General features: G+C 71.9%; 19 protein-coding genes, 1 other RNA gene and 1 riboswitch. Of the genes, 9 read left to right on the forward strand and 11 right to left on the reverse strand.

From position 1 onward, the window contains the following. Positions 1 to 183 precede the first annotated feature (183 nt). Both F8O02_RS06405 and F8O02_RS06410 read left to right on the forward strand, forming a co-directional pair. Complete coding sequence (locus F8O02_RS06405) at positions 184 to 2067, forward strand: ABC transporter ATP-binding protein (RefSeq protein ID WP_158036490.1); 1884 nt, start codon at positions 184 to 186, stop codon at positions 2065 to 2067. After that, on the forward strand, positions 2064 to 3311 hold the full coding sequence (locus tag F8O02_RS06410; protein ID WP_158036419.1) for an MFS transporter: 1248 nt from the start codon (positions 2064 to 2066) through the stop codon (positions 3309 to 3311). The genes F8O02_RS06405 and F8O02_RS06410 overlap by 4 nt, the downstream gene beginning before the upstream one ends. A gap of 78 nt (positions 3312 to 3389) precedes the next feature. On the opposite strand, the gene F8O02_RS06415 is transcribed toward F8O02_RS06410, so the two are convergent. Both F8O02_RS06415 and glyA read right to left on the reverse strand, forming a co-directional pair. Further along, positions 3390 to 4271, reverse strand: a complete 882-nt coding sequence (locus F8O02_RS06415) for a bifunctional methylenetetrahydrofolate dehydrogenase/methenyltetrahydrofolate cyclohydrolase (protein ID WP_158036420.1) — start codon at positions 4269 to 4271, stop codon at positions 3390 to 3392. A gap of 4 nt (positions 4272 to 4275) precedes the next feature. Further along, positions 4276 to 5580, reverse strand: coding sequence for a serine hydroxymethyltransferase (gene glyA / locus F8O02_RS06420; RefSeq protein WP_158036491.1), 1305 nt, complete (start codon positions 5578 to 5580; stop codon positions 4276 to 4278). A gap of 36 nt (positions 5581 to 5616) precedes the next feature. Then, positions 5617 to 5732, reverse strand: a riboswitch (ZMP/ZTP riboswitch). A gap of 84 nt (positions 5733 to 5816) precedes the next feature. Between glyA and purU the strand changes: the two genes are divergently transcribed. Further along, positions 5817 to 6692 (forward strand): formyltetrahydrofolate deformylase, encoded by an 876-nt coding sequence (purU, locus tag F8O02_RS06425; protein WP_225734156.1) that lies wholly within the window; start codon positions 5817 to 5819, stop codon positions 6690 to 6692. Between the two features lie 211 nt (positions 6693 to 6903). Here the strand turns inward: purU and F8O02_RS06430 are convergent, their stop codons facing one another. Then, positions 6904 to 7338: a hypothetical protein gene (locus F8O02_RS06430; protein WP_158036422.1), complete on the reverse strand. Its 435-nt coding sequence runs from the start codon at positions 7336 to 7338 to the stop codon at positions 6904 to 6906. A 182-nt stretch (positions 7339 to 7520) separates the two neighbouring features. Between F8O02_RS06430 and F8O02_RS06435 the strand changes: the two genes are divergently transcribed. Next, positions 7521 to 8774 (forward strand): MFS transporter, encoded by a 1254-nt coding sequence (locus F8O02_RS06435; RefSeq protein ID WP_158036423.1) that lies wholly within the window; start codon positions 7521 to 7523, stop codon positions 8772 to 8774. A gap of 82 nt (positions 8775 to 8856) precedes the next feature. On the opposite strand, the gene purH is transcribed toward F8O02_RS06435, so the two are convergent. From purH to F8O02_RS06465, 6 genes are all read right to left on the reverse strand, one after another. Next, positions 8857 to 10449 carry a bifunctional phosphoribosylaminoimidazolecarboxamide formyltransferase/IMP cyclohydrolase gene (gene purH, locus F8O02_RS06440; RefSeq protein WP_158036424.1) on the reverse strand — a complete coding sequence of 531 codons (1593 nt, stop codon included), beginning with the start codon at positions 10447 to 10449 and terminating at the stop codon, positions 8857 to 8859. Further along, positions 10446 to 11135 (reverse strand): phosphoribosylglycinamide formyltransferase, encoded by a 690-nt coding sequence (gene purN / locus F8O02_RS06445; protein ID WP_158036425.1) that lies wholly within the window; start codon positions 11133 to 11135, stop codon positions 10446 to 10448. Before purN ends, purH begins: the two co-directional genes overlap by 4 nt. A gap of 9 nt (positions 11136 to 11144) precedes the next feature. Beyond that, positions 11145 to 12383, reverse strand: coding sequence for a cell division protein PerM (locus F8O02_RS06450; protein ID WP_158036426.1), 1239 nt, complete (start codon positions 12381 to 12383; stop codon positions 11145 to 11147). Between the two features lie 27 nt (positions 12384 to 12410). After that, positions 12411 to 14774 (reverse strand): ATP-dependent helicase, encoded by a 2364-nt coding sequence (locus F8O02_RS06455; protein WP_158036427.1) that lies wholly within the window; start codon positions 14772 to 14774, stop codon positions 12411 to 12413. Positions 14775 to 14952: 178 nt separating this feature from the next. Further along, positions 14953 to 15879, reverse strand: coding sequence for a cation diffusion facilitator family transporter (locus F8O02_RS06460; RefSeq protein ID WP_158036428.1), 927 nt, complete (start codon positions 15877 to 15879; stop codon positions 14953 to 14955). Continuing rightward, the gene (locus F8O02_RS06465; RefSeq protein WP_158036429.1) at positions 15876 to 16301 is read right to left on the reverse strand and encodes an ArsR/SmtB family transcription factor; all 426 of its coding nucleotides are present in this window, start codon (positions 16299 to 16301) and stop codon (positions 15876 to 15878) included. The genes F8O02_RS06460 and F8O02_RS06465 overlap by 4 nt, the downstream gene beginning before the upstream one ends. Before the next feature lie 279 nt (positions 16302 to 16580). Here F8O02_RS06465 and F8O02_RS06470 point away from each other — a divergent pair, with 279 nt between their 5' ends. The 5 genes from F8O02_RS06470 to F8O02_RS06490 all read left to right on the forward strand — a co-directional run bounded on the left by F8O02_RS06470 (position 16581) and on the right by F8O02_RS06490 (position 21258). Further along, the gene (locus F8O02_RS06470; RefSeq protein ID WP_158036430.1) at positions 16581 to 17309 is read left to right on the forward strand and encodes a VIT1/CCC1 transporter family protein; all 729 of its coding nucleotides are present in this window, start codon (positions 16581 to 16583) and stop codon (positions 17307 to 17309) included. Positions 17310 to 17489: 180 nt separating this feature from the next. Further along, complete coding sequence (locus tag F8O02_RS06475) at positions 17490 to 18134, forward strand: DedA family protein (protein ID WP_158036431.1); 645 nt, start codon at positions 17490 to 17492, stop codon at positions 18132 to 18134. A 201-nt stretch (positions 18135 to 18335) separates the two neighbouring features. Then, positions 18336 to 18785, forward strand: coding sequence for a fluoride efflux transporter FluC (locus F8O02_RS06480; RefSeq protein WP_158036432.1), 450 nt, complete (start codon positions 18336 to 18338; stop codon positions 18783 to 18785). After that, positions 18782 to 19162, forward strand: a complete 381-nt coding sequence (locus tag F8O02_RS06485) for a FluC/FEX family fluoride channel (protein WP_158036433.1) — start codon at positions 18782 to 18784, stop codon at positions 19160 to 19162. The genes F8O02_RS06480 and F8O02_RS06485 overlap by 4 nt, the downstream gene beginning before the upstream one ends. Before the next feature lie 125 nt (positions 19163 to 19287). Continuing rightward, positions 19288 to 21258, forward strand: coding sequence for a potassium transporter Kup (locus F8O02_RS06490; protein WP_225734158.1), 1971 nt, complete (start codon positions 19288 to 19290; stop codon positions 21256 to 21258). Here F8O02_RS06490 and F8O02_RS06495 read toward each other — a convergent pair. Both F8O02_RS06495 and ssrA read right to left on the reverse strand, forming a co-directional pair. Then, entirely contained in the window at positions 21233 to 21922 is a 690-nt protein-coding gene (locus tag F8O02_RS06495) for a YoaK family protein (protein WP_225734160.1), read from the reverse strand. The genes F8O02_RS06490 and F8O02_RS06495 overlap by 26 nt on opposite strands. A gap of 317 nt (positions 21923 to 22239) precedes the next feature. Further along, positions 22240 to 22611, reverse strand: a transfer-messenger RNA (tmRNA) gene (gene ssrA / locus F8O02_RS06500). Between the last annotated feature and the right edge of the window lie 621 nt (positions 22612 to 23232).

Below are 23232 nucleotides of genomic sequence, written 5' to 3' on the forward strand. Positions count from 1 at the left end.
GGCCGATCGCCCGGGGCTCTGCCCGTCCCCATGCCGGCCCCGCATGGATACCATGAGACGGTCGCAAGGAGTCGCATGAACGCCCCATCACAACCCACACCGGCTCAGGCCGGCCGCACCAGCCTGTCCGTCCCCGCCGACGCATCCCCCGCCGGACGCACGACGGACGCCGTGAGCGGAGACATGCCCGCCCGATCCGGTCGCCGACGCGGCCCGTTCGGCCACCGGCGTGACGACGAGCCGCGGGCTCGCTTCGCGCAGCTGTGGCCGTATCTCATGGAGCACCGCCGCGTGCTGATCGTGGCCGCGCTGCTGTCGATCGCCAGTGCCCTGGCCACCCTCGCCCAGCCGCTGCTCGTCAACATGCTGATCAGCCGGGTGGAGGCCGGCGAGACCCTCGGCGGCCTGGTCTGGGCCGTCGTCGCGCTGCTCGTCCTCGCCGCCCTCATCACGGGCGTGCAGTACTACCTGCTCAGTCGCACCGGCGAGGGCATCGTGCTCTCGAGCAGACAGCGCCTCGTGCACAAGATCCTGCGCCTGCCGGTCGCCGAGATCGACCAGCGGCGCACCGGCGACCTCGTCTCGCGGGTCAGCAGCGACACCACGCTGCTGCGCGCCGTGCTCACCCAGGGGCTCGTGGACGCCGTGGGCGGCGTGTTCATCCTGATCGGCGCCGTGATTGGCATGCTCGTGCTCGACCCGCTGCTGTTCGGGCTCACCGTGCTCGTGCTGCTCGTCGCGATCGTCGCGGTCACGGCCGTGGCCCGACAGGTGCAGACGGCCACGAAGGCCGCGCAGCGCAGCGTCGGCCAGCTCTCCGCCGCCGTCGAGCGCGCGGTGAGCGCCACCCGGACGATCCGCGCGAACGGCGCGACCGACCGCGAGGCGGCCGCCATCCTCTCCGACGCGACCGACGCCTACGATCGGGGGCTGCACATCGCCCGGCTGAGCTCGGCGGTCGGCCCCACCGTGCAGGTGGCGCTCGAGACCGCCGTGCTCGTCGTGCTCGGCGTGGGCGGGCTCAGGGTCGCCGCCGGAGCCATCACGATCGCCCAGCTCGTGAGCTTCGTGATCTTCCTGTTCCTCATGGTGATGCCCCTCGCCACCGCCGCTGGTGCGTTCACCTCGGTGCAGAGCGCGCTGGGCGCTCTCGCCCGCATCCAGGAGGTGCTCGACCTGCCCGACGAGACGGACGGGGACCGGGTCGTCGTCGCGTCCGCCGGCTCCGACACGGTCGCCACCGGCGCAGCCACCGGCACCGGCCATGATGAGGCTCCCGACGCGACCGCCGCATCCGACGCGGCGACGATCGGCACTGACGCCGCGGAGCCCGCCGCCCCGGCCATCGCGGTCGAGGACGTCACCTTCACCTACCGTGGCGCGCGCGAGCCGGTGCTGCGCGGACTGTCGTTCACCGTGCCGGAGGGCACGAAGGCCGCCCTCGTCGGCCCCTCCGGGGCAGGCAAGTCGACGACGCTGGCCCTCGTGGAGCGATTCTACGACGTGGACGCCGGGGCCGTGTGCGTGGCCGGCCGCGACGTGCGCGACTGGACGCGCGAGGCGCTGCGCGCCCGCATCGGCTACGTGGAACAGGACTCCCCCGTGCTCGCCGGCACGATCGGCGACAACCTCCGTCTCGGCGCCCCCGCGGCGACCGACGCCGAATGCCTCGCCGTGCTGCGCGAGGTGAACCTCGAACACCTGGCCACCCGTGACCCGGCAGGCCTCGACGCGGCGGTCGGCGAGGAGGGCACGCTGCTCTCCGGCGGCGAGCGCCAGCGCCTCGCCCTGGCACGCGTGCTGCTGGCCGGCCCGCCCATCCTGCTGCTCGACGAGCTCACCTCGAGTCTCGACGGCCGCAACGAGGAGCTGCTCAAGCACGCCATCGAGCGCACGGCCGCCGGGCGCACCCTGCTCGTCATCGCGCACCGGCTGGCGACCGTCGTCGACTCGGATCAGATCGTGGTCATGGACGGCGGCCGGGCCGTCGCCAGCGGCACCCACGCCGAGCTCGTCGAGACGAGCCCCCTGTACCGTGAGCTCGCCGAGCAGCAGCTGCTGGTATGACCCCCAGGCTGCGCGCCAGCGGGGACGTCCTGCTCGGAATCTGCGCGGTGGCGCTGGTGCTGCGCTCACCGCTGACGGCCGTTCCGCCCGCGCTCTCGCAGATCGCCGTCGATCTGCACCTCTCGGCCGCAGCGACAGGTGCGACGACGACGCTGCCGCTGCTCTGCTTCGCGGCGTTCTCGTTCCTGGCCCCTGTGCTCGCCGGCCGCTGCGGCGCGGCCGCGGCCATGCGCCTGGGACTGGTCGGCATCATCGCCGGGGCCCTGCTGCGACCGCTGGGCTCCCTCTGGGCGTTCTTCGTCGGCACCGCGCTGATCGGCATGGGCATCGCGGTCGGCAACGTGCTCGTTCCGGTGATCGTCCGCGAACGTCTGCCCGGGCGCATCGCCGGTACGATGACCGCGTTCTCCTCGACCATGGGATTCGGCGCGATGCTCGGCAGCCTGGCCACCGGCCCCCTGCTGGACGCGGGATGGACCTGGCGGGCAGTGCTCGCGCTGGCCATCCCGGTCTCGGCGCTGGTGTCGCTCATCTGGTGGCGCAGCGTACCGGTGCGCGCGAACGGTGCGGCTGCATCCCCCTCGGCTGTCAGACGGGCCGAGGGGGCCGCGCACGCTGGAGATGCCGCCGTAGATCTGCCGGCAGGGGCGGCCGGCGCCCCGGAGCAGAGCCGTTGGGCGATCGCTCTGCGGCGTCCGCAGACCTGGCTGGTCACAGCGCTCATGGGCCTGCAGTCGCTGGTGTTCTACACCGAGCTCACCTGGCTGCCCGCTCAGCTGACGGCTGCGGGCATGTCTGTCACCGCGGCGTCCGTCGCGCTCGCCCTCTACAACGGGCTGGGGATCGCGGGATCGGCGTTCATGCCCCGACTGGTCGACTCCCGGCACGGCAGGGTCGGGATGATCGCCGGGTTCACCGTCTACCTCGGCGGGCTCTCCCTGCTGCTGGCCGGGCGCCCCTGGCTGTGGGCGGCGGTCGCGGTGATCGGGCTGATGCAGGGCGCTGCGATCGCCACGGCGCTGATGCTGATCGCGCAGACCGCCGCCCCGGCGATCACCGCTGAGACGTCCGCGACGGCCCAGGGCATCGGCTATCTCATCGCGGCGGTCGGGCCGGCCGTGCTCGGAGCGCTCGCCGACCGGGTCGGCTGGGCGCCGCCGATCGTGCTGCTGGACGTCGCTCTGGTCTGCTGCGCGGCGATCGGGACGGCGCTGCTGGGACCACGCCCGGACGGACGCGGCTGACGAGCTGAACCGGGCCACAGGCGGAGGCGCTCGACGTGCCGGTGTGGGAGAGCCCGCTCCTCTCGTCCGGCGCAGGCGTCAGCGAGCCTGCGCCTCCGCGAGCCGCACTACGTTGACGAGCAGCTCGGCGCGCGTCATCGGCCCGACGCCACCCGGGTTCGGGGTCAGCCAGCCGGCGACCTCCGCGACAGCGGGGTCGACATCGCCGACCGGGCGGCTCTTCCCAGTCTCGGGGTCGGTCACCCGGCTCACGCCCACGTCGATCACCGCCGCACCCGGCTTTATCCAGTCAGGCCTGACGAAGTGCTGCCGGCCGAGCGCGGCCACCACGACGTCGGCGCGCCGCACCTCGTCGGCCAGGTCGGGTGTGTGAGAGTGCAGCGTGGTGACCGTCGCGTCCACGCCGCGACGGCTGAGCAGCAGACCGAGCGGCCGTCCCACGGTCACGCCGCGGCCGATGATCGCGACCCGACGCCCCTCCAGCGGCACCTCATAGCGGCGCAGCAGCTCGAGGATGCCGGCCGGGGTGCACGGCAGCGGCGTGGTGATCTCCCCGCCGACGCCGAGCACGAGGCGACCCAGGTTCATCGGGTGCAGGCCGTCGGCGTCCTTCGCCGGATCGATCAGCTCGAGGGCGGTGAGCTCGTCGAGCCCTTGCGGCAGCGGCAGCTGCACGATGTAACCGGTGACCTCGGGCGAGGCGTTCAGCCGCTCGATCGCGGCGTGCACCTCGGCGGCCGTCGCCGTGGCCGGCAGATCCTCGCGGATGGAGGCGATGCCCACCTGTGCGCAGTCACGGTGCTTGCCCGCGACGTAGATCTGCGAGCCCGGGTCGTCACCGACCAGGAGCGTGCCGAGTCCCGGGGTGATCCCCTGCTCGCACAGTCGGGCGACCCGTTCGGCGAGCTCGGCTTTGATGGCCTTCGCGGTGGCCCTGCCGTCGATGGTGATCGCGGTCATGCGCTCACCACTGCTCGAGGCCGGGGTACAGCGGGAAGTCGTCGGCCAGCCGCCGCACGCGAGCCTGCAGCGCCGGCACGTCCGGCTGCGGCTTGAGCGCCTGCGCGATGATGTCGGCGACCTCAGTGAACTCCTCGGCGCCGAACCCGCGGGTGGCGAGCGCCGGGGTGCCGATGCGCAGGCCGCTGGTCACGCGCGGCGGCCGCGGGTCGAAGGGGACCGCGTTGCGGTTGACGGTGATGCCCACCTCGTGCAGGATGTCCTCGGCCTGCTGACCGTCGAGCTGCGAGGTGCGCAGGTCGGCGAGCACCAGGTGCACGTCGGTGCCGCCGGTGAGCACGTCGATGCCGTTCGCCTTCGCATCCGGTGCGGTCAGCCGCTCGGCGATGATCCGCGCGCCCTCCAGCGTGCGCCGCTGGCGGGCCTTGAACTCCTCGGTCGCGGCGAGCTTGAACGCCACGGCCTTGGCCGCGACGACGTGCATGAGCGGCCCGCCCTGCTGGCCGGGGAACACCGCCGAGTCGATCTTCTTCGCGAACTCCTGCTTCGAGAAGATGGTGCCGGAGCGGGGGCCGCCGAGGGTCTTGTGCACGGTCGTCGACACGACGTCGGCGACGGGCACGGGGTTCGGGTGCAGCCCCGCGGCGACGAGACCGGCGAAGTGCGCCATGTCGACCCAGAGACGGGCGCCGACCTCATCGGCGATCTGACGGAACGCCTCGAAGTCGACGATGCGCGGGTAGGCCGACCAGCCGGCGATGATCACCGAGGGGTGCTCGGCGAGGGCGATCTCGCGCACGCGGTCCATGTCGATGCGGAAGGTCTGCGGGTCGACGCCATACGCTTTCGCGTTGTAGAACCGGCCGGAGAAGTTGATCCGCATCCCGTGACTCAGATGCCCGCCATGGGCGAGCTCGAGGCCGAGGATGGTGTCACCGGGCTTCGCGAGCGCGTGCAGCACCGCGGCGTTGGCCTGTGCGCCCGAGTGGGGCTGCACGTTGACGTGGTCGCCGCCGAAGACGGCCTGGGCCCGCTGCTGGGCGAGGGTCTCGGCCACGTCGACGAACTCGCAGCCGCCGTAGTAGCGTCGGCCGGGGTACCCCTCGGCGTACTTGTTGGTGAGCACGGAGCCCTGCGCCTCCATGACGGCCCGGGGCACGAAGTTCTCCGAGGCGATCATCTCGAGGGTGCCGCGCTGGCGGTTCAGCTCGTTCTCGATGACCTGCGCGATCTCCGGGTCGATCTGCTCGATCGGCGCGTTGAGCGTGGGGTTGGTTCCAGTCACGCGAATCTCCTTGTCGTGGTGCATGCGCTTGCGCATGCGTCTTCTCCCTGTCAAGCAGATTGTCGAGGCCCAGGCGCGCGGCCCAATCCGTGTGTCGCTCCCCGATGGTGCCCATCTTCATCCGCCGGCCCACGGCACGCCGTGGCGCGACGGGAACGCCAGTCGCGACGGCATCGATACTACCGTCCACGCGGAGTCGCTTCCACCCTGTCGACTACAGTGGGGGCGTCGTCTCGAACGCCACACGAGGGAGTCAGAACGTGACCGTCACCGCACCCCAGCCCGCATCGGCCCATGACTGGATCATCACGATCGTCTGCGCCGACCAGCCCGGTCTCGTGCACGCGGTCACAGGCGGGATCGTCGAGGCACAGGGAAACATCGAGGAGTCGCAGCAGTTCCACAGCCCCGACACCGGCCGGTTCTTCATGCGGCTGCGCGTGTCGACCGACGCCGACGAGGCGCGGATGCGCGCGGCCATGCAGCCGGTCATCGACCGCTACGACCTCGACCTCGGGCTGCGCGAGGCCGATCGCCCCACGCGCACGCTCGTGCTCGTCTCCAAGGCCCCGCACTGCCTGCAGGACCTGCTGTTCCGGCAGAGTGCCGGGCAGGTGAACATCGAGATCCCCCGCGTGTTCGGCAACCACCCGGACCTGGCCGACATCGCCGGCTTCTACGGTGTGCCGTTCACCTCGCTGGCGATCAGGAGCCCGGAGGACAAGCACGCGTTCGAGCAGCGGGTCATGGAGTACGTCGAGGAGCACGACATCGAGCTCGTCGTGCTCGCCCGCTACATGCAGATTCTCTCCCCCGAGCTGTGCGACTTCCTCGCCGGACGCGCGATCAACATCCACCACTCGTTCCTGCCCGGGTTCAAGGGCGCCAACCCCTACCTGCAGGCTCACCGCCGCGGGGTCAAGCTCATCGGAGCGACCGCGCACTTCGTCACGAAGGACCTCGACGAGGGGCCGATCATCGAGCAGAACGTGGTGCGTGTCGACCACTCGAAGACCCCCGCCCAGCTGCGGGCGATCGGCCAGGACGTCGAGAGCCGCACGCTGCGGCAGGCGGTGACCTGGTTCGCCGAGCGACGCATCCTGCGCGACGGGCAGCGCACGATCATCTTCCAGTGAGCCCCGGCGCCCGGCACCCCGCCGTCACCACGCATCCTGCCGGCGCACGCGGGGACGCGCGACGCGTCCCCGCCTCACCGGTGCGACGGCCGGGGCCGGAGCCGCGAGCTCGATGCCACCGCGCGGCGCGAGCCGCCGGGAGCGCCCCGAGGACAACGCAGGCGCCCGCCCCGCACGGGGATCGGGCGCCTGCGGCGCGAACCGCCGTGGATCAGCGTTCATGCAGCTTCACATAGTTGGCGAGGGTAGCCCGGCCGACGATCATCATGCCCATCGCGGTGAACGCCGCACCCACGATCGAGGCGATCAGTATGTACACGCCCAGCAGCACCATCCCGGTGCCCATTCCGGATCCCGAGCCGCTGAACGACGACACCATGGAGAGCTGGGAGCCTCCCCGGAACAGTGAGATCGAGGTGATGAGTCCCAGCACGATCGTGTTCACCACCGCGCCCAGTGCCACGACGACGACGAGGATGTAGGCGCTCCTCGCCCAGCGAGCGGCCTGCGAGACACCGAACTTGAAGTCGAACAGCGAGCCGAGCGCCGAGACGCTCTTGGGCGGCTGAGGCTGCCCGTACCCGTACCCGTACCCGCCCATGGCCTGCGGCGCAGGGGCGTATCCCGCCGGAGGCTGAGGAGGCATGGACGGCATCGAAGCGGGAGGCGGCGGGGGCAGCGTAGACATGAGTGGGGCATCCTTTCCCTGAGATGGCGGGGCCGGCACGCGGCTGACCTCCGTGACACTCGTTGAATGGTACCAGCGTGTCCTCTGACCCGGCATGGAGAGGATTCCCCGTCTGAGGAGCGGGGCGTAGGCTTTTCGACATGTCCGACGTTCCGTCCTCCCCCGCTGTCGCGGCCTCGGACAGTCCCGCCGCCTGGCACGGACACGCGCCCGGCAGCCCCGCCTACCGCCGCATCCTGCTCGGTCTGTTCTGCGCGGGGGTCGCCACCTTCGCACAGCTGTACTCGTTCCAGGCGATCCTGCCTGAGTTCGGTCTGGCCCTCGGCATCGACGAGGCCTCGGCCGCGCTGACCGTCTCGGCGGCCACGCTCGGCGTCGCCGCGAGCGTGCTGCCATGGGCGTCCGTCGCCGACCGGATCGGCCGGGTGCCGGCCATGATCGTCTCGGTGAGCGCCGCGACCCTGCTCGGGATCGTCGCCCTCGCCTTCGACTCGCTGCCGCTCATCGCCGCGGTGCGGCTGCTGGAAGGCATGGCGCTGGGCGGGGTGCCCGCGATCGCGATCGCCTATCTCAACGAGGAGGTCGCCCGGGAGCACGCGGTGCGCGCGAGCGCCATCTACGTGGCGGGCACCTCGATCGGCGGCCTGTCCGGCCGTCTCGTCTCCGGACCGGTCACGGAGGCGACCGGATCATGGCGGCTCGGCGTCGCGGCGGTCATCGTCCTGTGCGCGACCGCCGCCGTGGTGTTCATGACGGTCATCCCCCGTGCGCGGGGGTTCATCCCGCTGCGTCGCCGACCCGCCGCCCTGCCGCCAGACGCACGAGTGCGGCACCTCATCCGCCGGCACTTGCAGGACGGCAGGCTGCGGGCGCTGTTCGGCATCGCGTTCCTGCTCATGGGCGGGTTCGTGGCCGTGTACAACTATCTGGGCTTCCGGCTGATGCAGCCACCGTACGATCTGCCGCAGACGGCCGTGAGCCTGCTGTTCCTCGCGTACCTGCTCGGCACGCTCTCGTCGTCGGTCGCCGGCGGTGTGGCAGCCCGGCACGGCCGCCGAGCCGTCCTCGTCGCGGCGACGGCGCTCATGCTGGCCGGCGCCGCGGTGACCTTGCTACAGCCGCTGTGGGCCGTGCTGGCCGGGCTGCTGCTGTTCACCGCGGGGTTCTTCGCGGCCCACGCGATCGCATCCGGCTGGGTCGGCGCACTCGCCGAGCGCGGTCGGGCCCAGGCGGGCTCGATGTACAACCTCTTCTACTACGGCGGGTCGAGTGTGCTGGGCTGGGCCGGGGGTCTCGCACTGCGATGGCTGTGGTGGCCGGGCGTCGTGGGGATGGTCGCTCTCGGCCTCGTCCTCGCGCTGCTGCTCGCCCGCCGGCTGCGCGGCGTGCGCTGAGCGAGTCCCGCACGACCCGCGTCGGGCGTCTCCGGGCTCGGCCGGTCCGTGCCCGCCCGGCGGGCACGGACCGGCCGAGGGGTCAGTGGAAGAAGTGCCGCTCGCCGGTGAAGTACATGGGCACTCCGGCCTTCCGCGCCGCCGCGATGACCTCCTCGTCGCGGATGGACCCGCCGGGCTGCACGACCGCACGCACCCCGGCCTCGAGCAGGACCTCGAGGCCGTCGGCGAACGGGAAGAAGGCGTCGGACGCGGCGACCGCGTCCCTCGCCCGCGCTCCGGCCCGGTTGACGGCGAGGTGGGCTGAGTCGACGCGGTTGACCTGCCCCATGCCGACGCCCACGGAGGCCTCGTCGTGGGCGAGCAGGATCGCGTTCGACTTCACCGAGCGCACCGCGGCCCAGGCGAACTCGAGATCACGCCGGGTGGCCGGGTCGACCTCCTCGCCGGTGACCAGCCGCCATCCGCTCGAGTCGGCGCCGCCGGTGAAGTTGTCGGCGTCGCTGACGAGCAGACCGCCCGAGAGCTGCTTGAAGATCGTCTCGTCGCGGGTGAAGTCCGCCGGCAGTCGCAGCAGGCGGATGTTCTTCTTCGTCTCGAGGATCTCCAGCGCCTCCGGCTCGAAGGCCGGGGCGACGACGACCTCGGTGAAGATGCCCTTCACCGTCTGCGCGAGCGCCTTCGTGATCGGCCGGTTCGCCGCGATCACGCCGCCGTACGCCGACAGCGGGTCGCAGGCGTGCGCCTTCGCGTGGGCCTCCTCGATCGTGTCGGCCACGGCGATGCCGCACGGGTTCGCGTGCTTGATGATCGCGACCGCGGGCCGGTCGAAGTCGAAGGCGGCGCGCAGCGCGGCGTCCGCGTCGACATAGTTGTTGTAGCTCATCTCCTTGCCGTGCAGCTGCTCGGCCTGGGCTATGCCGTGCCCGAGCGGCTGGCGGTACAGGGCCGCCTGCTGGTGCGGGTTCTCGCCGTAGCGCAGCACGTGCGCGAGCTCGCCGGCGATGCCGACACTCTGCGGCCACACCCAGCCCTCGACCTCGGGATGCGTCACCAGGTTCGCCTGGAACCAGTCGGCGACCGCACGGTCGTACTCCGCGGTGTGCGCGAACGCCTTGGCCGCGAGGTTGCGACGCTGGGCGAGCGTGGTGCCGGTCTGCAGCGCGGCGATCACCGCGTCGTAGTCGGCGGGGTCGACGACGATCGCCACGTTCGCGTGGTTCTTCGCCGCGGCGCGCACGAGGGTCGGCCCGCCGATGTCGATCTGCTCGACGACGTCGTCGCCCTGCGCGCCGGATGCGACGGTCTGCACGAACGGGTACAGGTTCACGACGACCAGGTCGAACGGCTCGATGCCGAGCTCGCGCAGCTGCCGCTCGTGCGCCTCCAGACGCAGATCGGCGAGGATGCCCGCGTGCACCTTCGGGTGCAGGGTCTTCACCCGGCCGTCGAGGGACTCCGGGAACCCGGTGAGCTCGCTGACCTCGGTGACCTTCGCGCCGGTCGCCGCGACGACCTTCGCGGTCGACCCGGTGGAGACGACCTCGACGCCGGCATCCGCCAGGGCCTTCCCGAGCCGGTCGAGCCCGCTCTTGTCCGAGACGGAGATCAGCGCCCGGCGGATCGGCACGACATCCCGCTCGCGATACTCGTCCGCGCTGTGTCCAGCACTCATCCTCTTGGTTCCCTTCCTCGATGTTCCTGTGGGGTCTGGTGCGCCGCGCCGCCCCGGGTGTGGCCCTCGGCCGGCAGCGGGATGCGTCCCGCGTCGATGTCGCGCAGCGTGCCGGCGAGCAGCCGTCGCTCGACCGCCTTGATCCGCGCGTGCAGCAGCTCCTCGTCATCGCCCGGCAGCACGGGCACCGCCTCCTGCGCGAGCACTGGGCCGGTGTCGACGCCCTCATCGACCAGGTGGACGGTCGCCCCGGTCGTCGTCACGCCGGCCGCGAGCGCGTCGCGCACCGCGTGCGCGCCGGGGAACGCCGGCAGCAGCGCCGGATGGGTGTTCACGATGCGACCGCGCCAGTGGGCGACCGCCTCGGGCGGCAGGATGCGCATGAGGCCGGACAGCACGATCACATCCGGATGCCAGTCGTCGACCGCCGCGACGAGACGGTGCCCCCAGGCCGCGCGCCCCTGCGCACGGTCGTAGTCGACACGGAAGACGGGAAGACCCGCCCCCGCCGCACGGTCGAGGCCGGCGGCCGGTCGGTCGGCGCCGACGGCGAGGATGTGGAACGCGCCCCGCGGGGCGCCCTCGTCCGGGGTGCCGGTCGTCGTCTCCGCGTCGGCCTGTTCGGCGTCGATGAGCGCCTGCAGGTTGGATCCGATGCCGGAGATGAGCACGACGACGTTCAGCACCGTCCCAGCCTACTCGGTCTCGGCGGCCGCCGGCGGCCGCAGCCGGGCGGGGACGGCGACCAGCAGCCCGCCGAGCAGCACGAGCCCCGTGAGGATCTCGAGGCGGCCGGCAGCCGGCCCGACCTCCTGCAGCCGGCCGGGGCCGATCGCCCCGCTGGCCAGCCAGACGAGCACCGCCATGATCAGGGTGGCGGCGACCGCCTGCCACAGGCAGCCGAGCGCCAGGGTGGCCCAGCCGCGCCAGCCGGGGGCGCTGTCGCGAGCCAGCCCGCGCAGTCCGAGCAGCGCCCCGAGCATCCCGCACCCGACGGGCACGGCGAGCAGCGCCCACTGCCACCCGACGCCTGAGGGCAGGGCCGCGAGCAGCGGGATCGCCGGCAGCGGGGCCGCCTGCGCGACTGCGGGCGCGAGCAGCGACCCGGTGCCGACGACGACCCCCACCCCGCTGAGCCAGGCCATCGCCCAGATCACCGCCGTGGGCAGCCAGACCAGCTGCAGGGCGGCCAGCAGGGTCGCCCCGGTCCAGCCGCCGGCGAGCGCCTCGGAGACGGAGATCAGGTCCATCCAGTGCAACAGGATGGAGACGCCGAGTCCGACGGCCCCCGCGGTGGCGAGCGCGAACATCGTGGTCCATGCCGCGCGCCATCCGCTCGCGAGCACGTCCGCGGCCTCGGCCCGGCGGGCGACGAGCCGTCGCAGCGCCTGCAGCGGGGCGGCCGCTGCACGGCGCTCCGGGGTATCAGCCGGCTGGCGCAGGATGCTCGTCGCGACGAAGACCGCGAGAGTCACCGCCAGCGGGATCACCCACGCCTCCGGCCAGGCCGTCGACCCGGTCGCCGAGGCCGAGGTGGCGACGAGCAGCAGCGTGCCGAGGGCGATGACGATGCCGAACCCGAGCCAGGACGGCCACAAGGCGCGGCCGGTGCAGCGGCCGGCGGCCCGCCAGACGAGCCAGAGCACGAACGCGGTCAGCCCGGTGGGGGCCAGGGTGATCGCGTAGCCGGCGACCTGGCCGCCCGCTGTCAGTGCTCCCCCGTCGACGTGCAGGGGCACGCCGAGGGCGAGCAGCCACAGCCGGCTCGCCCGGCTCCACACCGCACCGAGCGACGGCTGGAGGCGGTCCTCGACGACCCAGGCGAGCAGCCCGCCGGCGAGCAGGGGCAGGAAGGAGAACGCGAGCACACCCAGCGCGTCGACGGCGGCGGGGAGAGTCAGCTGCGCGATCACGCGCGGGGAGCGGTTCGGCACCCGTTCAGCGTAGTCGGCGGGCATCGGTCACGCCCGCTCGATCGGTGCGACGGCGACGACGAGCTTCTTGCGGGCGCCCGAGTCGAAGCGGACGGTCGCCACCTGCTTCGCTCCGCGGCCGGTCAGCTGGAGCACGATGCCCTCACCGAAGCTGCCGTGACGGATACGGTCGCCCTCGGCCAGGTCGGCGACCTGACCGCGCGGGATGTCGGCTGTGGTGATCTCGTTCGCCCAGCGGTGGCCGGATGCGGGGCGGCGCCCCGGATGGTCCGCATGGGTCGGCCGGGCCCCGCCGGCGAGCGCACGCCGCCCCCGGCCGTCGTGGCGGACGTCGTCCTCGGCATCGCGCCACCGCCCGCCCCGCCCGAGCGCGCGCACGCCGCCGACCTCCTCGGGCCGCTGGCGCCAGTCGAGCAGGTCCTCGGGGATCTCGTCGAGGAACCGGCTGGGGATCTGGTCGTTCGTCTGCCCGTAGGCGGTGCGGCTGACCGCCATGGAGAGGGCGAGGTGGCGCTGGGCCCGGGTGATGCCGACGTAGAACAGGCGGCGCTCCTCGGCGATGCCGCCCACCTCGTCGAGCGACATCCGGTGCGGCAGCAGGCCCTCCTCGAGACCGGTGATGAACACGGCCGGGTACTCGAGGCCCTTGGCCGTGTGCAGGGTCATCAGCGACACGGCGCCCTGCCCCGCGTCGAGCTCGTCGGCCGCCGCGGTCAACTGCACGTCGGCGAGGAAATCAGCCAGGGTGGCGTCGGCCTCCCGCTCGGTGTAATCGACGAGCTGGGCGAGCAGCTCGTCGAGGTTCTCAGCCCGCGCCTCGTCCTGAGGATCCTGCGACTCGCGCAGCGCGCGGACGAGCCCCACCCGGTCGAGGAGGTCGGCGACCACCCCGTCGAGCGGCTGATCGGCCAGGGCAGCCCGGGCGTCGGCGAGCGCGCCGCCGAGCGCAGTCATCGCGCCGGTGACCTTCGGGCCGAGACCGATCTCCTCGGCGCGCACGAGGGCGGCCGGCAGGTCGATCCCCTCGCGCGCGGCGAAGGTGACGAGCCGCTGCTCGGTGGTCGGGCCGATGCCACGGCGGGGCACGTTGAGGATGCGGCGCACGGCGAGGTCGTCGGCCGGGTTGACCACCGCGATGAGGTAGGCGAGGGCGTCCTTGACCTCGGCGCGGTCGTAGAACCGGGTGCCCCCGATGAGCCGGTAGGGCACGCCCGCGCGCACGAGAATCTCCTCCAGCGCGCGGGTCTGCGCGTTCGTGCGGTAGAACACGGCGATGTCGCTCCAGCCGAGACCCTCACGATGCAGGCGGCGGATCTCGTCGGCGACGAACTGCGCCTCGTCGTGCGCCGAGTAGCCGGCGTAGACCGTGATCCGGTCACCGTCGCCGAGCGCGCTCCAGAGGTTCTTGTCGGCGCGGTCGAAGTTGTGGCCGATCACCGCGTTGGCCGCGGAGAGGATGCGCTGGGTGGAACGGTAGTTCTGCTCGAGCAGGATCATCCGCGTGCCGGGGAAGTCCTCGTCGAAATGGGTGATGTTGCGCAGGTCGGCGCCGCGGAACGCGTAGATCGACTGGTCGGAGTCGCCGACCACGGTCAGCTCCGGGGCCGGGCCGCCCTCCTCCGCCGGGGTGGCGAGCAGCCGGATGAGCTCGTACTGCGCATGGTTCGTGTCCTGGTACTCGTCGACGAGGACGTGCCGGAACCGGCGCTGGTACCGGCGGCGCACCTCGGGGAACGCCTCGAGCAGGTGCACCGTCTGCACGAGGATGTCGTCGAAGTCGAGGGCGTTCGCGTGCTGCAGCGCCCAGTCGTAGTCGCGGAACACATCGACGAGCGCGGCGTCGGCGGGACTGTGCGCCCCCTCGGCACGGGCCAGGTCGTCCGCGTCGCGCAGCTCGTTCTTCAGCTGCGAGATGCGGTGCTGGGCGGCGGCCGGGGTGAGCCCGTCCGCGTCGGCGTGATGCTCCTTGATGATCCGCTTCAGCAGCGTGCGCGAGTCGTGGGTGTCGTAGATCGTGAACCCCGAACGGTACCCGAGCTCGGCGATCTCCCGGCGCAGGATGCGCACGCACGCGGAGTGGAACGTGCTGATCCACATGCCCTCGGCCACACCGCCGAGCAGAGCCCCGACCCGCTCGCGCATCTCGTTGGCGGCCTTGTTGGTGAAGGTGATCGCGAGGATCTGGCTCGGCCAGGCCTCCCCCGTCGCGATCAGGTGTGCGATGCGGTGGGTGAGCACGCGGGTCTTGCCGGAGCCGGCGCCCGCGACGATCAGCAGCGGGGAGCCGCGGTGGAGCACGGCCTCGCGCTGCTGCGGGTTGAGGCCGACGACCAGTCGATCGGCGTCGGGCACGGCCGACGCGGCACGGGCGGAGGAGGGGTTCGATGACATCCCCTCGATTCTAGGGGCGCCCACGGACACCGGGCCGGGGCCGACGCCGATTCAGCATCCCGACGCCGAATCAGCACCACACCCTGCCAGGCCGTTGGATCCCGCGTGACAACGCTGAATCCGCGTACGCCCTGGCGCCCGCCAGACCGCCCCGACTCATGCGAGGCCGCCCACCCGCTCACGCGTGGTTGTGCTGCTCGGTCTCCTCGACGTCCTCGGTCTCGACCTGGATGGTGGAGTGCTCGATCGAGATCGGGAAGTGCTCGGCGAGGCAGGTCTTGAGCTCCTCCAGCACCTGCGGGGCGTGCCCGTCACGGAAGCACTCGTCCTCGAGCACGACGTGCGCGGAGAGCACCGGCAGCCCCGTGGCGATCGTCGAGGCGTGCAGGTCGTGCACCCCGACCACGTGGTCGCTGTGCTCCAGATGCCGACGCACCTCGTCGAGGTCGAGCCCCTTCGGCGTGAACTCCATGAGCACGTCGACCGTCTCGTGCAGCAGCCGGAACGCCCGCGGCACGATGAGCACGGCGATGAACAGTCCGGCGACCGCGTCCGCCCGCTGCCACCCGGTCGTCCAGATCACGATCGCGGCGACGATCACGCCGATCGAGCCGAGCGCGTCGTTGAGCACTTCGAGGAACGCGCCGCGCATGTTGAGGCTCTCCTGGCGCCCCCCGCTCAGCACGGCGATGGAGAGCACGTTGCACAGCAGCCCGAGCACGCCGAACACGAGCAGCTCGGTCGAGGGCACGCTCGGCGGCTCGAACAGCCGCTCGACGCCCTCGATGAACGCGTAGACGCCGACGGCGAGCAGCACCGCGGCCTGACCGAGCGCGGCGACGACCTCGAGCCGGCGGAACCCCCAGGTGCGCCGCGACGAGGCCGGCCGGAGCACGAGATGCGCGGTGACGAGCGCGAGCAGCAGCCCGGACGCGTCCACGAGCATGTGGACGGTGTCGGTCAGCAGCGCGAGGCTGCCCGTCCAGAACGCCCCGATCGCCTGAGCGACGAGCATGACGGACGTGATGCCGAAGGCGACCGCGAGCCGACGGCGCTGGTCGGGCGCCGACGCACCGGCGGCCGCGGTGTGGTCGTGTCCGCTCATCGGGCGCCGCCTCCCCTCGTCTCGGCCGCCGCGGCGTCGGCGTCGGCGGCCCTGGCGACGGCCGCGTCGGCCACGCGGGTCTCGCGGCGAAGGGCACGGCAGTCGTCGACATGCGCACCGGCCGCCGTCAGGAGGTCGGCGGCGGCCTCCAGCACCCGGCTGACGGCGTTGCCGGCCGCGAGCGCGTACACCGACGAGCGCCCCTCGGTGCGCACGGTCACCAGCCCGCAGCCGCGCAGACAGGCCAGATGCGCGCTCACCGTCGACTGGGCGAGCCCGAGATGGCCGACCAGGTCGCACACCCGATGCTCACCGAGCGAGAGGTGCCGCAGGATGCGCAAGCGGTTCACGTCGCCGAGCGCGCGGAACAGATGCGCGTAGGTGCCCGAGTCGATAAGCTCGTCGCGAAGATTGATCGTCATACGGCGATGATATCGCCAGCTGGCGGTCACTGACACCCTCGATCGCATTCATCTGACGATACCGGCGCAGCACGCCCCCACCACCCCCTGAGATGAGAAGCACGGGCGGGTGGGCCTATGATGACCACAGCCTCGACGAGACCCGTCCCCCGCCCTCGACGCCTCCGCGGCGCCTCGGCACGAGGGCACCGCTTCTGGCCGCGCCGCACCGACGGCGACGCGGTACGGCTCGCCCGGCCACGAACCGCATCCGACCGCTCCGACTCCGACAGGACCCCCATGGCGAAGAAGCGCATCACCCACCACCACGGCGAAGAACATGTCGAGGAGGTCAGCGAACGGCTCAACTGGCTGCGCGCCGGCGTGCTCGGCGCAAACGACGGCATCGTGTCGGTCGCAGGCACGATCATCGGCGTCGCGGGCGCGACCGCCGAGACCGTCGCCATCCTCGTCTCGGGCGTGGCGGCCCTCGCCGCTGGCGCGTTCTCCATGGCTGGCGGGGAATATGTCTCGGTGAGCACACAGCGCGACACCGAGCGGGCCCTGCTCGCCAAGGAGCGCGAGGAGCTGCGGACGATGCCCGAGGAGGAGTTCGACGAGCTCGCCGGACTCTACGAGGAGCGCGGCGTGACCCCGGAGGTGGCCCGTCTCGTCGCCCGCGACCTGACCGCGCACGACGCGCTGCGGGCACATGCGGACGCCGAGCTCGGCATCGACCCGGACGCGCTGACGAATCCGTGGGCCGCGGCCGCCTCGTCGTTCGTGGCGTTCACTCTGGGCGCCCTCATCCCCCTGCTCATGATGCTGCTGCCGCTCGACCACGACGGCCGGGTCGGCGTGACCGTCGCCGCCGTCGCCGCAGCACTGCTGCTGACCGGATGGGTCAGCGCCGTCCTCGGCGGGGCGCCGCGTGTGCGGGCGATCGTGCGCAACGTGGGGATGGGACTGCTCACCATGGCGGTGACCTACGGCGTCGGGATGCTCTTCGGCACCGCGGTCGGCGCCTGACGCACCGTCCGCGACCCCCGCGGGCAGGCGTGACATCGGCGTCCGATCCGCCCGCGACCGCCCGCACTCGCCCATCACGCCCGCCAGCGTCTCGACGCGCTCTCACGCCCCACAAGCCCACGGGTCTCCGCACCCTCACCATCCGGTTCCGCGGCGACCCGGCACAGTACACTTGAGCCCGTGCTCTCCTGGCTCGACCCCAACACCATCCTCGCCGCGACCGGCCCATGGGCCCTCGTCGTGGTCGCCCTCATCGTCTTCGCCGAGACCGGGCTGCTCATCGGCTTCTTCCTGCCCGGCGACTCGCTCGTGTTCCTGCTCGGCATGCTCACCGGAGTCGCGCAGGCCGAGAACGCCTCGCTCGCCGAGCTGCCGCTGTGGCTCGTCCTCGTCGTGATCCCCGTGGTCGCGTTCATCGGCGACCAGACCGGGTACACGCTCGGCCGCGCGTCACTGCGCAGCCGCCGGGTCTCCGGGTTCATGCACCGCGGCAACGTGCAGCGCATCGAGCGGGCGAGCATCTTCTTCGGCCGCTACGGCGGGCCGGCCATCGTGCTCGCCCGGTTCATCCCGATCATCCGCACCTTCGTGCCGTTCGCCGCGGGGCTGGCCGGCTACGGGCGCCCCCGCTTCGCCTTCTGGAACGCGGCCGGGGCCGCCCTGTGGGGCGTGGGGCTGCCGCTCGCCGGACACTGGCTGGGCTCGATCCCATGGATCGCGGACCATGTGGACCTCATCCTCATCGGCATCATCGTCGTGTCGCTGCTTCCGCTCGGGATCAAGCTGCTGACGAGTCGGCTGCGCCGCGACCGCGCCGAGGCCTGATCCCGACGCACCCCTGCACCGAGGCCGGGTCGGACGCACCGCTCCGGACCAGACCGCGCCGGGTGTACCCTTGCAGCCCAGAGGCGATGGATCCCGCCCGAGCCGCAAGGGTCGAACCGCGTCTGGCGCTCCGCGCCGCGCTGATGCCTTCCTGCACCGCAAGACCCGCGGGCAGGAGTGCGCCCGCGGAGAGAGGATCCCATGACCGACGTCCCCCGTCCCTCGACCACCGCCACGGCCGGCGTCGTCGCCGCCGGCGGCGTCGTGGGCACCTCCCTGCGAGCCGGGCTCGAGCAGTGGCTCGGCGGCACCACGGTGCCGTGGATCACGCTCGCCATCAACCTCGCCGGCGCGTTCGCCCTCGGCCTGCTGCTCGAGGGGCTCGCCCGCACGGGCGAGGACGTCGGCCGCCGTCGCATGGTGCGGATGGGGCTCGGCGCCGGCGCCATCGGCGGGTTCACCACCTACAGCACGTTCGTGCTTGAGGCGGTGCGCCTGCTCGAGCAGGGCCATGCCGAGCTCATGGTCGGGTATCTCGCCGGCAGCCTCGTGCTCGGCGTCGGGGCCGCCTGGCTGGGACTCACCGCTGCCGACCGGCTCACCCGCCGGTCCGCCGCACCGGGCGACGACCGACCGGAGGCCGACCGATGACCGCGTTCGTCGGCATCCTCACTGCCCTCGCCGGTGGCCTCGGCGCGGCCTGCCGCATGTTCGTTGATGCGGCGCTGAACCGGCGTCCCCGCACCATCCCGATCGGCACGTTCGGCGTGAACGTCACTGCCTGCCTCGCCATGGGCCTCGTCAGCGGCGTGGCCCTCGCCGCCCCTGGCGACACGGTGTGGCTCGGGGTGATCGGCACCGGCCTGCTCGGCGGCTATTCGACGTTCAGCACGGCGATGGTCGAGAGCGCCCGCCTGCTGCGTGCGGGCCGAGTGCGCGCCGGGCTCGCGCACGGCTTGGGGATGCTGCTGGTCTCACTGGTCGCGCTGCTCGCCGGGCAGGGCACGGGCCTCGTCCTCCTCTGCTGAGCCCGCGCACGCACGCTCCAGCACGTCCTCCCGGTGCCGCACGCCGCCCGCTCACCTGCACGCGCGCCCGCGCGACACGCCGGTGAAGTACACGGCGCCCCACGCGCCGTGGCACACTCGCATCCGTGTCTGAGACTTCCTCTGCGACGTCAAGCACGTCGCGGTACACCGGGCCGGCCACGACACAGATGTCAGCCGTGCTCGACCGCGGGCGCGGCCCGCTCCTCCCGCTCGTGCTCGGTGCCGTCGGCGTCGTCTTCGGGGACATCGGCACGAGCCCTCTGTACACGCTGCGCACCGTGCTCACCGCCCACCCCGGGCTCGACGTCGACGCGCCGACCGTGCTCGGCGTGGTGTCGATGATCATCTGGCTGCTCGTGTCCATCGTCACCGCCACGTACGTGGGCATCATCACCCGCGCCGACAACCAAGGCGAGGGCGGCATTCTCTCGCTGGCGGCGATGATCGGCCGCAAGCTCGGCCGGCGTCCCCGCGTCGCGGGGATCGCGATCGGCGTCGCCGTGGTCGGGGCGTCACTGTTCCTCGGCGACTCCGTGATCACGCCCGCGATCTCGGTGCTGAGCGCCTCCGAGGGACTCGCGGTCGTCGACCCCGACCTCGCCGGCTGGGCGGTGCCGATCTCGGTGACGGTGCTCGCCCTGCTCTTCGCCGTGCAGCGGCGCGGCACCAGCAGCATCGGGCGGGCCTTCGGCCCGATCATGGTGCTGTGGTTCTCGATGCTCGCAGTGCTCGGCGCCGCCTGGCTGGCGACGGATCCCGCCATTCTGCAGGCCCTGTCGCCGACCTGGGCGATCAGTCTGGCGGTGCGACATCCGCTCAGCGCGTTCCTCGCCCTGGGCGCCGCAGTGCTCGCGGTCACGGGTGCCGAGGCACTGTACGCCGACCTCGGCCATTTCGGCCGCCGGCCGATCACCCTCGGCTGGCTGGCGATCGTGTTCCCGGCGCTCGTGCTCGTCTACCTCGGTCAGGGGGCGATGCTGCTGCAGCATCCCGATGCTCTGGCGAACCCGTTCTTCCGCATGGCACCGAGCTGGGCGCTGGTACCCCTCGTCATCCTCGCGACGCTCGCGACCGTCATCGCGTCGCAGGCGGTCATCTCCGGGGCGTTCTCGATCGTCCGCCAGGCGGTGCGGCTCAGCCTGCTGCCGCGTGTGCACATCGTGCAGACCTCGCGGGAGCACGGCGGGCAGATCTACCTGCCCGCGGTGAACCTGCTGCTCTTCCTCGGTGTGCTGGCGCTCGTGACGGGCTTCGGCACCTCCGACCGGCTCGCCAGCGCGTACGGGCTGGCCGTCACCGGCACGCTCGTGCTCGAGCTGACGCTCTTCCTCGTGTTCGCCAGAGGTGTGTGGCACTGGCACTGGTGGCGGGTGATGCTGATGGCTGTGGGCATCGGCGGGCTGGAGCTCGCGCTGTTCGCGGCGAACCTGCCGAAGATCCTCGCCGGCGGCTGGCTGCCGGTGCTCATCTCGGCCTCCGTCTGCCTGGTGATGTTCACCTGGCAGCGCGGCTCCCGGATCACATTCGGCCGTCGTCACGAGCTGGAAGGCCCCATCGGCGCGCTCGTCGACGAGGTGCACTCGGGCGGCATCGACCGGGTGCCCGGCGTGGCCGTGTACCCGCACGGGGATCTCGCGACGACCCCGCTGGCGCTGCGGGCGAGCCTCGAGTTCACCCACGCCCTCCACGAGCACGTGGTCATCGTGGCGATGAAGACCGTCGGCGTGCCACATGTGCCCGACCGGGAGCGCATCGCGATCGACCATCTCGTCGACACCGATGACGGCATCGTGCAGCTGGTGTGCCGGGTCGGCTTCAACGACTCGCAGGACGTTCCGGCGGCACTGCGGTTGGCCGCGGGAACGGCGCCCGAGCTCGACTTCGATCCGGCGGAGGCCACCTACGTGCTCTCCGTGTTCCGCATCGAACCCGGCGATCTGACCGGCGCCCAGGCCTGGCCGCGCTGGCAGCGGCGACTGTTCCGAGTGCTCGAGCGGCTGTCGACGAACCGCACGCAGGCGTTTCACCTGCCGCCCGAGCGCACCATCGTCATGGGCGCGGAGGTGCAGGTGTGACTGCGCGTTCCCGCCGCTCACCATGACGGATGGCGGCGAGCACGACCACCGCGCAGACGAGCACGCCGAGCCCGTCGAGGTGCACGGCGTGCGCCGCCGAGCCGAGCAGGGCCCCGAGAGCCATCGTCCCCAGCGAGGTCAGCCGCCGGCGCAGCGCCGGGCCGCCGCGGCCCTCACCCGTTGCGAGCCCGGTGGCAAGCCCGGTGAACGTCGAGGTGACGACGACCGTCGTCATGTCCTTGACCCCGACGACCCGGGCAGCGGCGGCCTGCACCCCGAACGCCGCAGCGAGCAGCGCGGTGAAGATCGCGATGAGCCAGACAGGCAGCTCGGCGGGAGCCAGCAGCAGCCACACGCCGGCTCCCGCCAGAATCACTACCTCGACGACCAGCGCCTGACGCACCCGCCCACCCCACCCCTTGGGCGTGCCGCGCAGCATTCTGCCAGTCGCCCACGCACCGACGAAGAACAGCAGCAGGGCGATCAGGTTGCCAAGCGCCGGACCGATCCGGCCGGCCACCACCATGCCGAGCAGCACCACGTTGCCGGTCATGTTCGCGGTGAACACCTGGTCCAGGCGCAGGTAGCCGATCGCGTCCGCGATGCCCGTCGCGAAGGTGAGCAGCGCCATGGTGCTCAGGTGTCGGTCTGCGGCGGATGCCATCATGCGCTCTCCTCACGGATCAGGTGCCGACCGATGTGACATCGCCCTGCCGGCCGTCTCGGAGACGGACGACGGGCTGCTCATGGGGGCACGAGGGCATGGGCGGCACGGCGGGCGATGATCGTCCAGCGTACCCGCACCCTGCGGATCACGGATTCCGGGATGCGACCGGCACCGGATGACGGCGAAAGAATGGGTCACCCGGGACGGCACCGTCGCCATGCCAGGCAGGCTCGGAGACATGGCACGGGACCGGCGCCTCCCGCCAGCGGATTCCGTATCCGCGTCGACGAGAGGCACCGGGCCCACGCATTCCTCTGTGGAGCCGCCGGGAATCGAACCCGGGTCCACTGCTCGGCTCGTGTGACTTCTACGGGCGTAGCCCGTCTGGCGTTCTGCTCGGCCCCAGCCATCGTGACAGGCACCTGGCTGACGGGCCCAGTGGGTCTGCAGTGTCCCGCCGCGCCCTCCCACCTGACGCGACGGCTAGTCCTCTAAATGACGTTCAGATCTGAGACGAGGACGCGCTCAGGAGAACGGATCTCGAACTCGCTTTACGCAGCGAGGGCGAAATCGGTGCGTTTGTTGTTGGCACCTGTTGGGTTGCGTGGCTTGGTTTACGAGATCATCCACGCCTTCTCGGCCCGCTTCTCACACTCGTCAAGACAGTGTCGAAACCGATCGGCCCCGTGTTGAGTTGTCAACGCCCGCATCAGGATGCGGGACTCATCATTTTACAACACCCGCGCGTCCTCGGCATTCCCGATCGGCCACCGGACCTCCCGATCAGCCGTGGAACCAGTCCGTGGGGCCACCTCGCTCGGATCCGGGGCGCAGAGCCGGCCTCCGAGAGCCCCGCCCCTCTCGATGCCGGGAAGGCCGCTTCAGCTTTCCATCGAGATCGCAAGAGTCCACAGCCCCACCACCGAGATCGCGGAGAACACCTCTCGCCCTCGCCTGGAACGGTCGTTCGGGCGACGTCGACCCGGGCATGCACGTTCGCGCGATCTCGATACGTGCCACGGCCGACGATCCGGCGGGCTGTCTCGTCCCGCCGCGGGGTCTCTTCGCCTGGCCCGGGGCACGGGGCGAACGCCGCGGGAGGATGAGGGATGCGAAGGCTGGAGCCCACCCGACCACGGCAGCGACTGAAGACGGAGCACCCAGCCACCCCCGCTTCGACACCTCTGCAGGCCAGGCTCCAGGACGGGCCAGTCCGAGCGGGCCGTCCCGTCCCGGCCCCGAGACTGGCGAGGCCCCGCTTGCGCGGGGCCTCACGTGCGTCCAGATATTCAATTGTCCGTCTCCGG

The sequence above is a fragment of the Pseudoclavibacter caeni genome, from assembly GCF_008831125.1.
Lineage (GTDB): Bacteria > Actinomycetota > Actinomycetes > Actinomycetales > Microbacteriaceae > Pseudoclavibacter_A > Pseudoclavibacter_A caeni.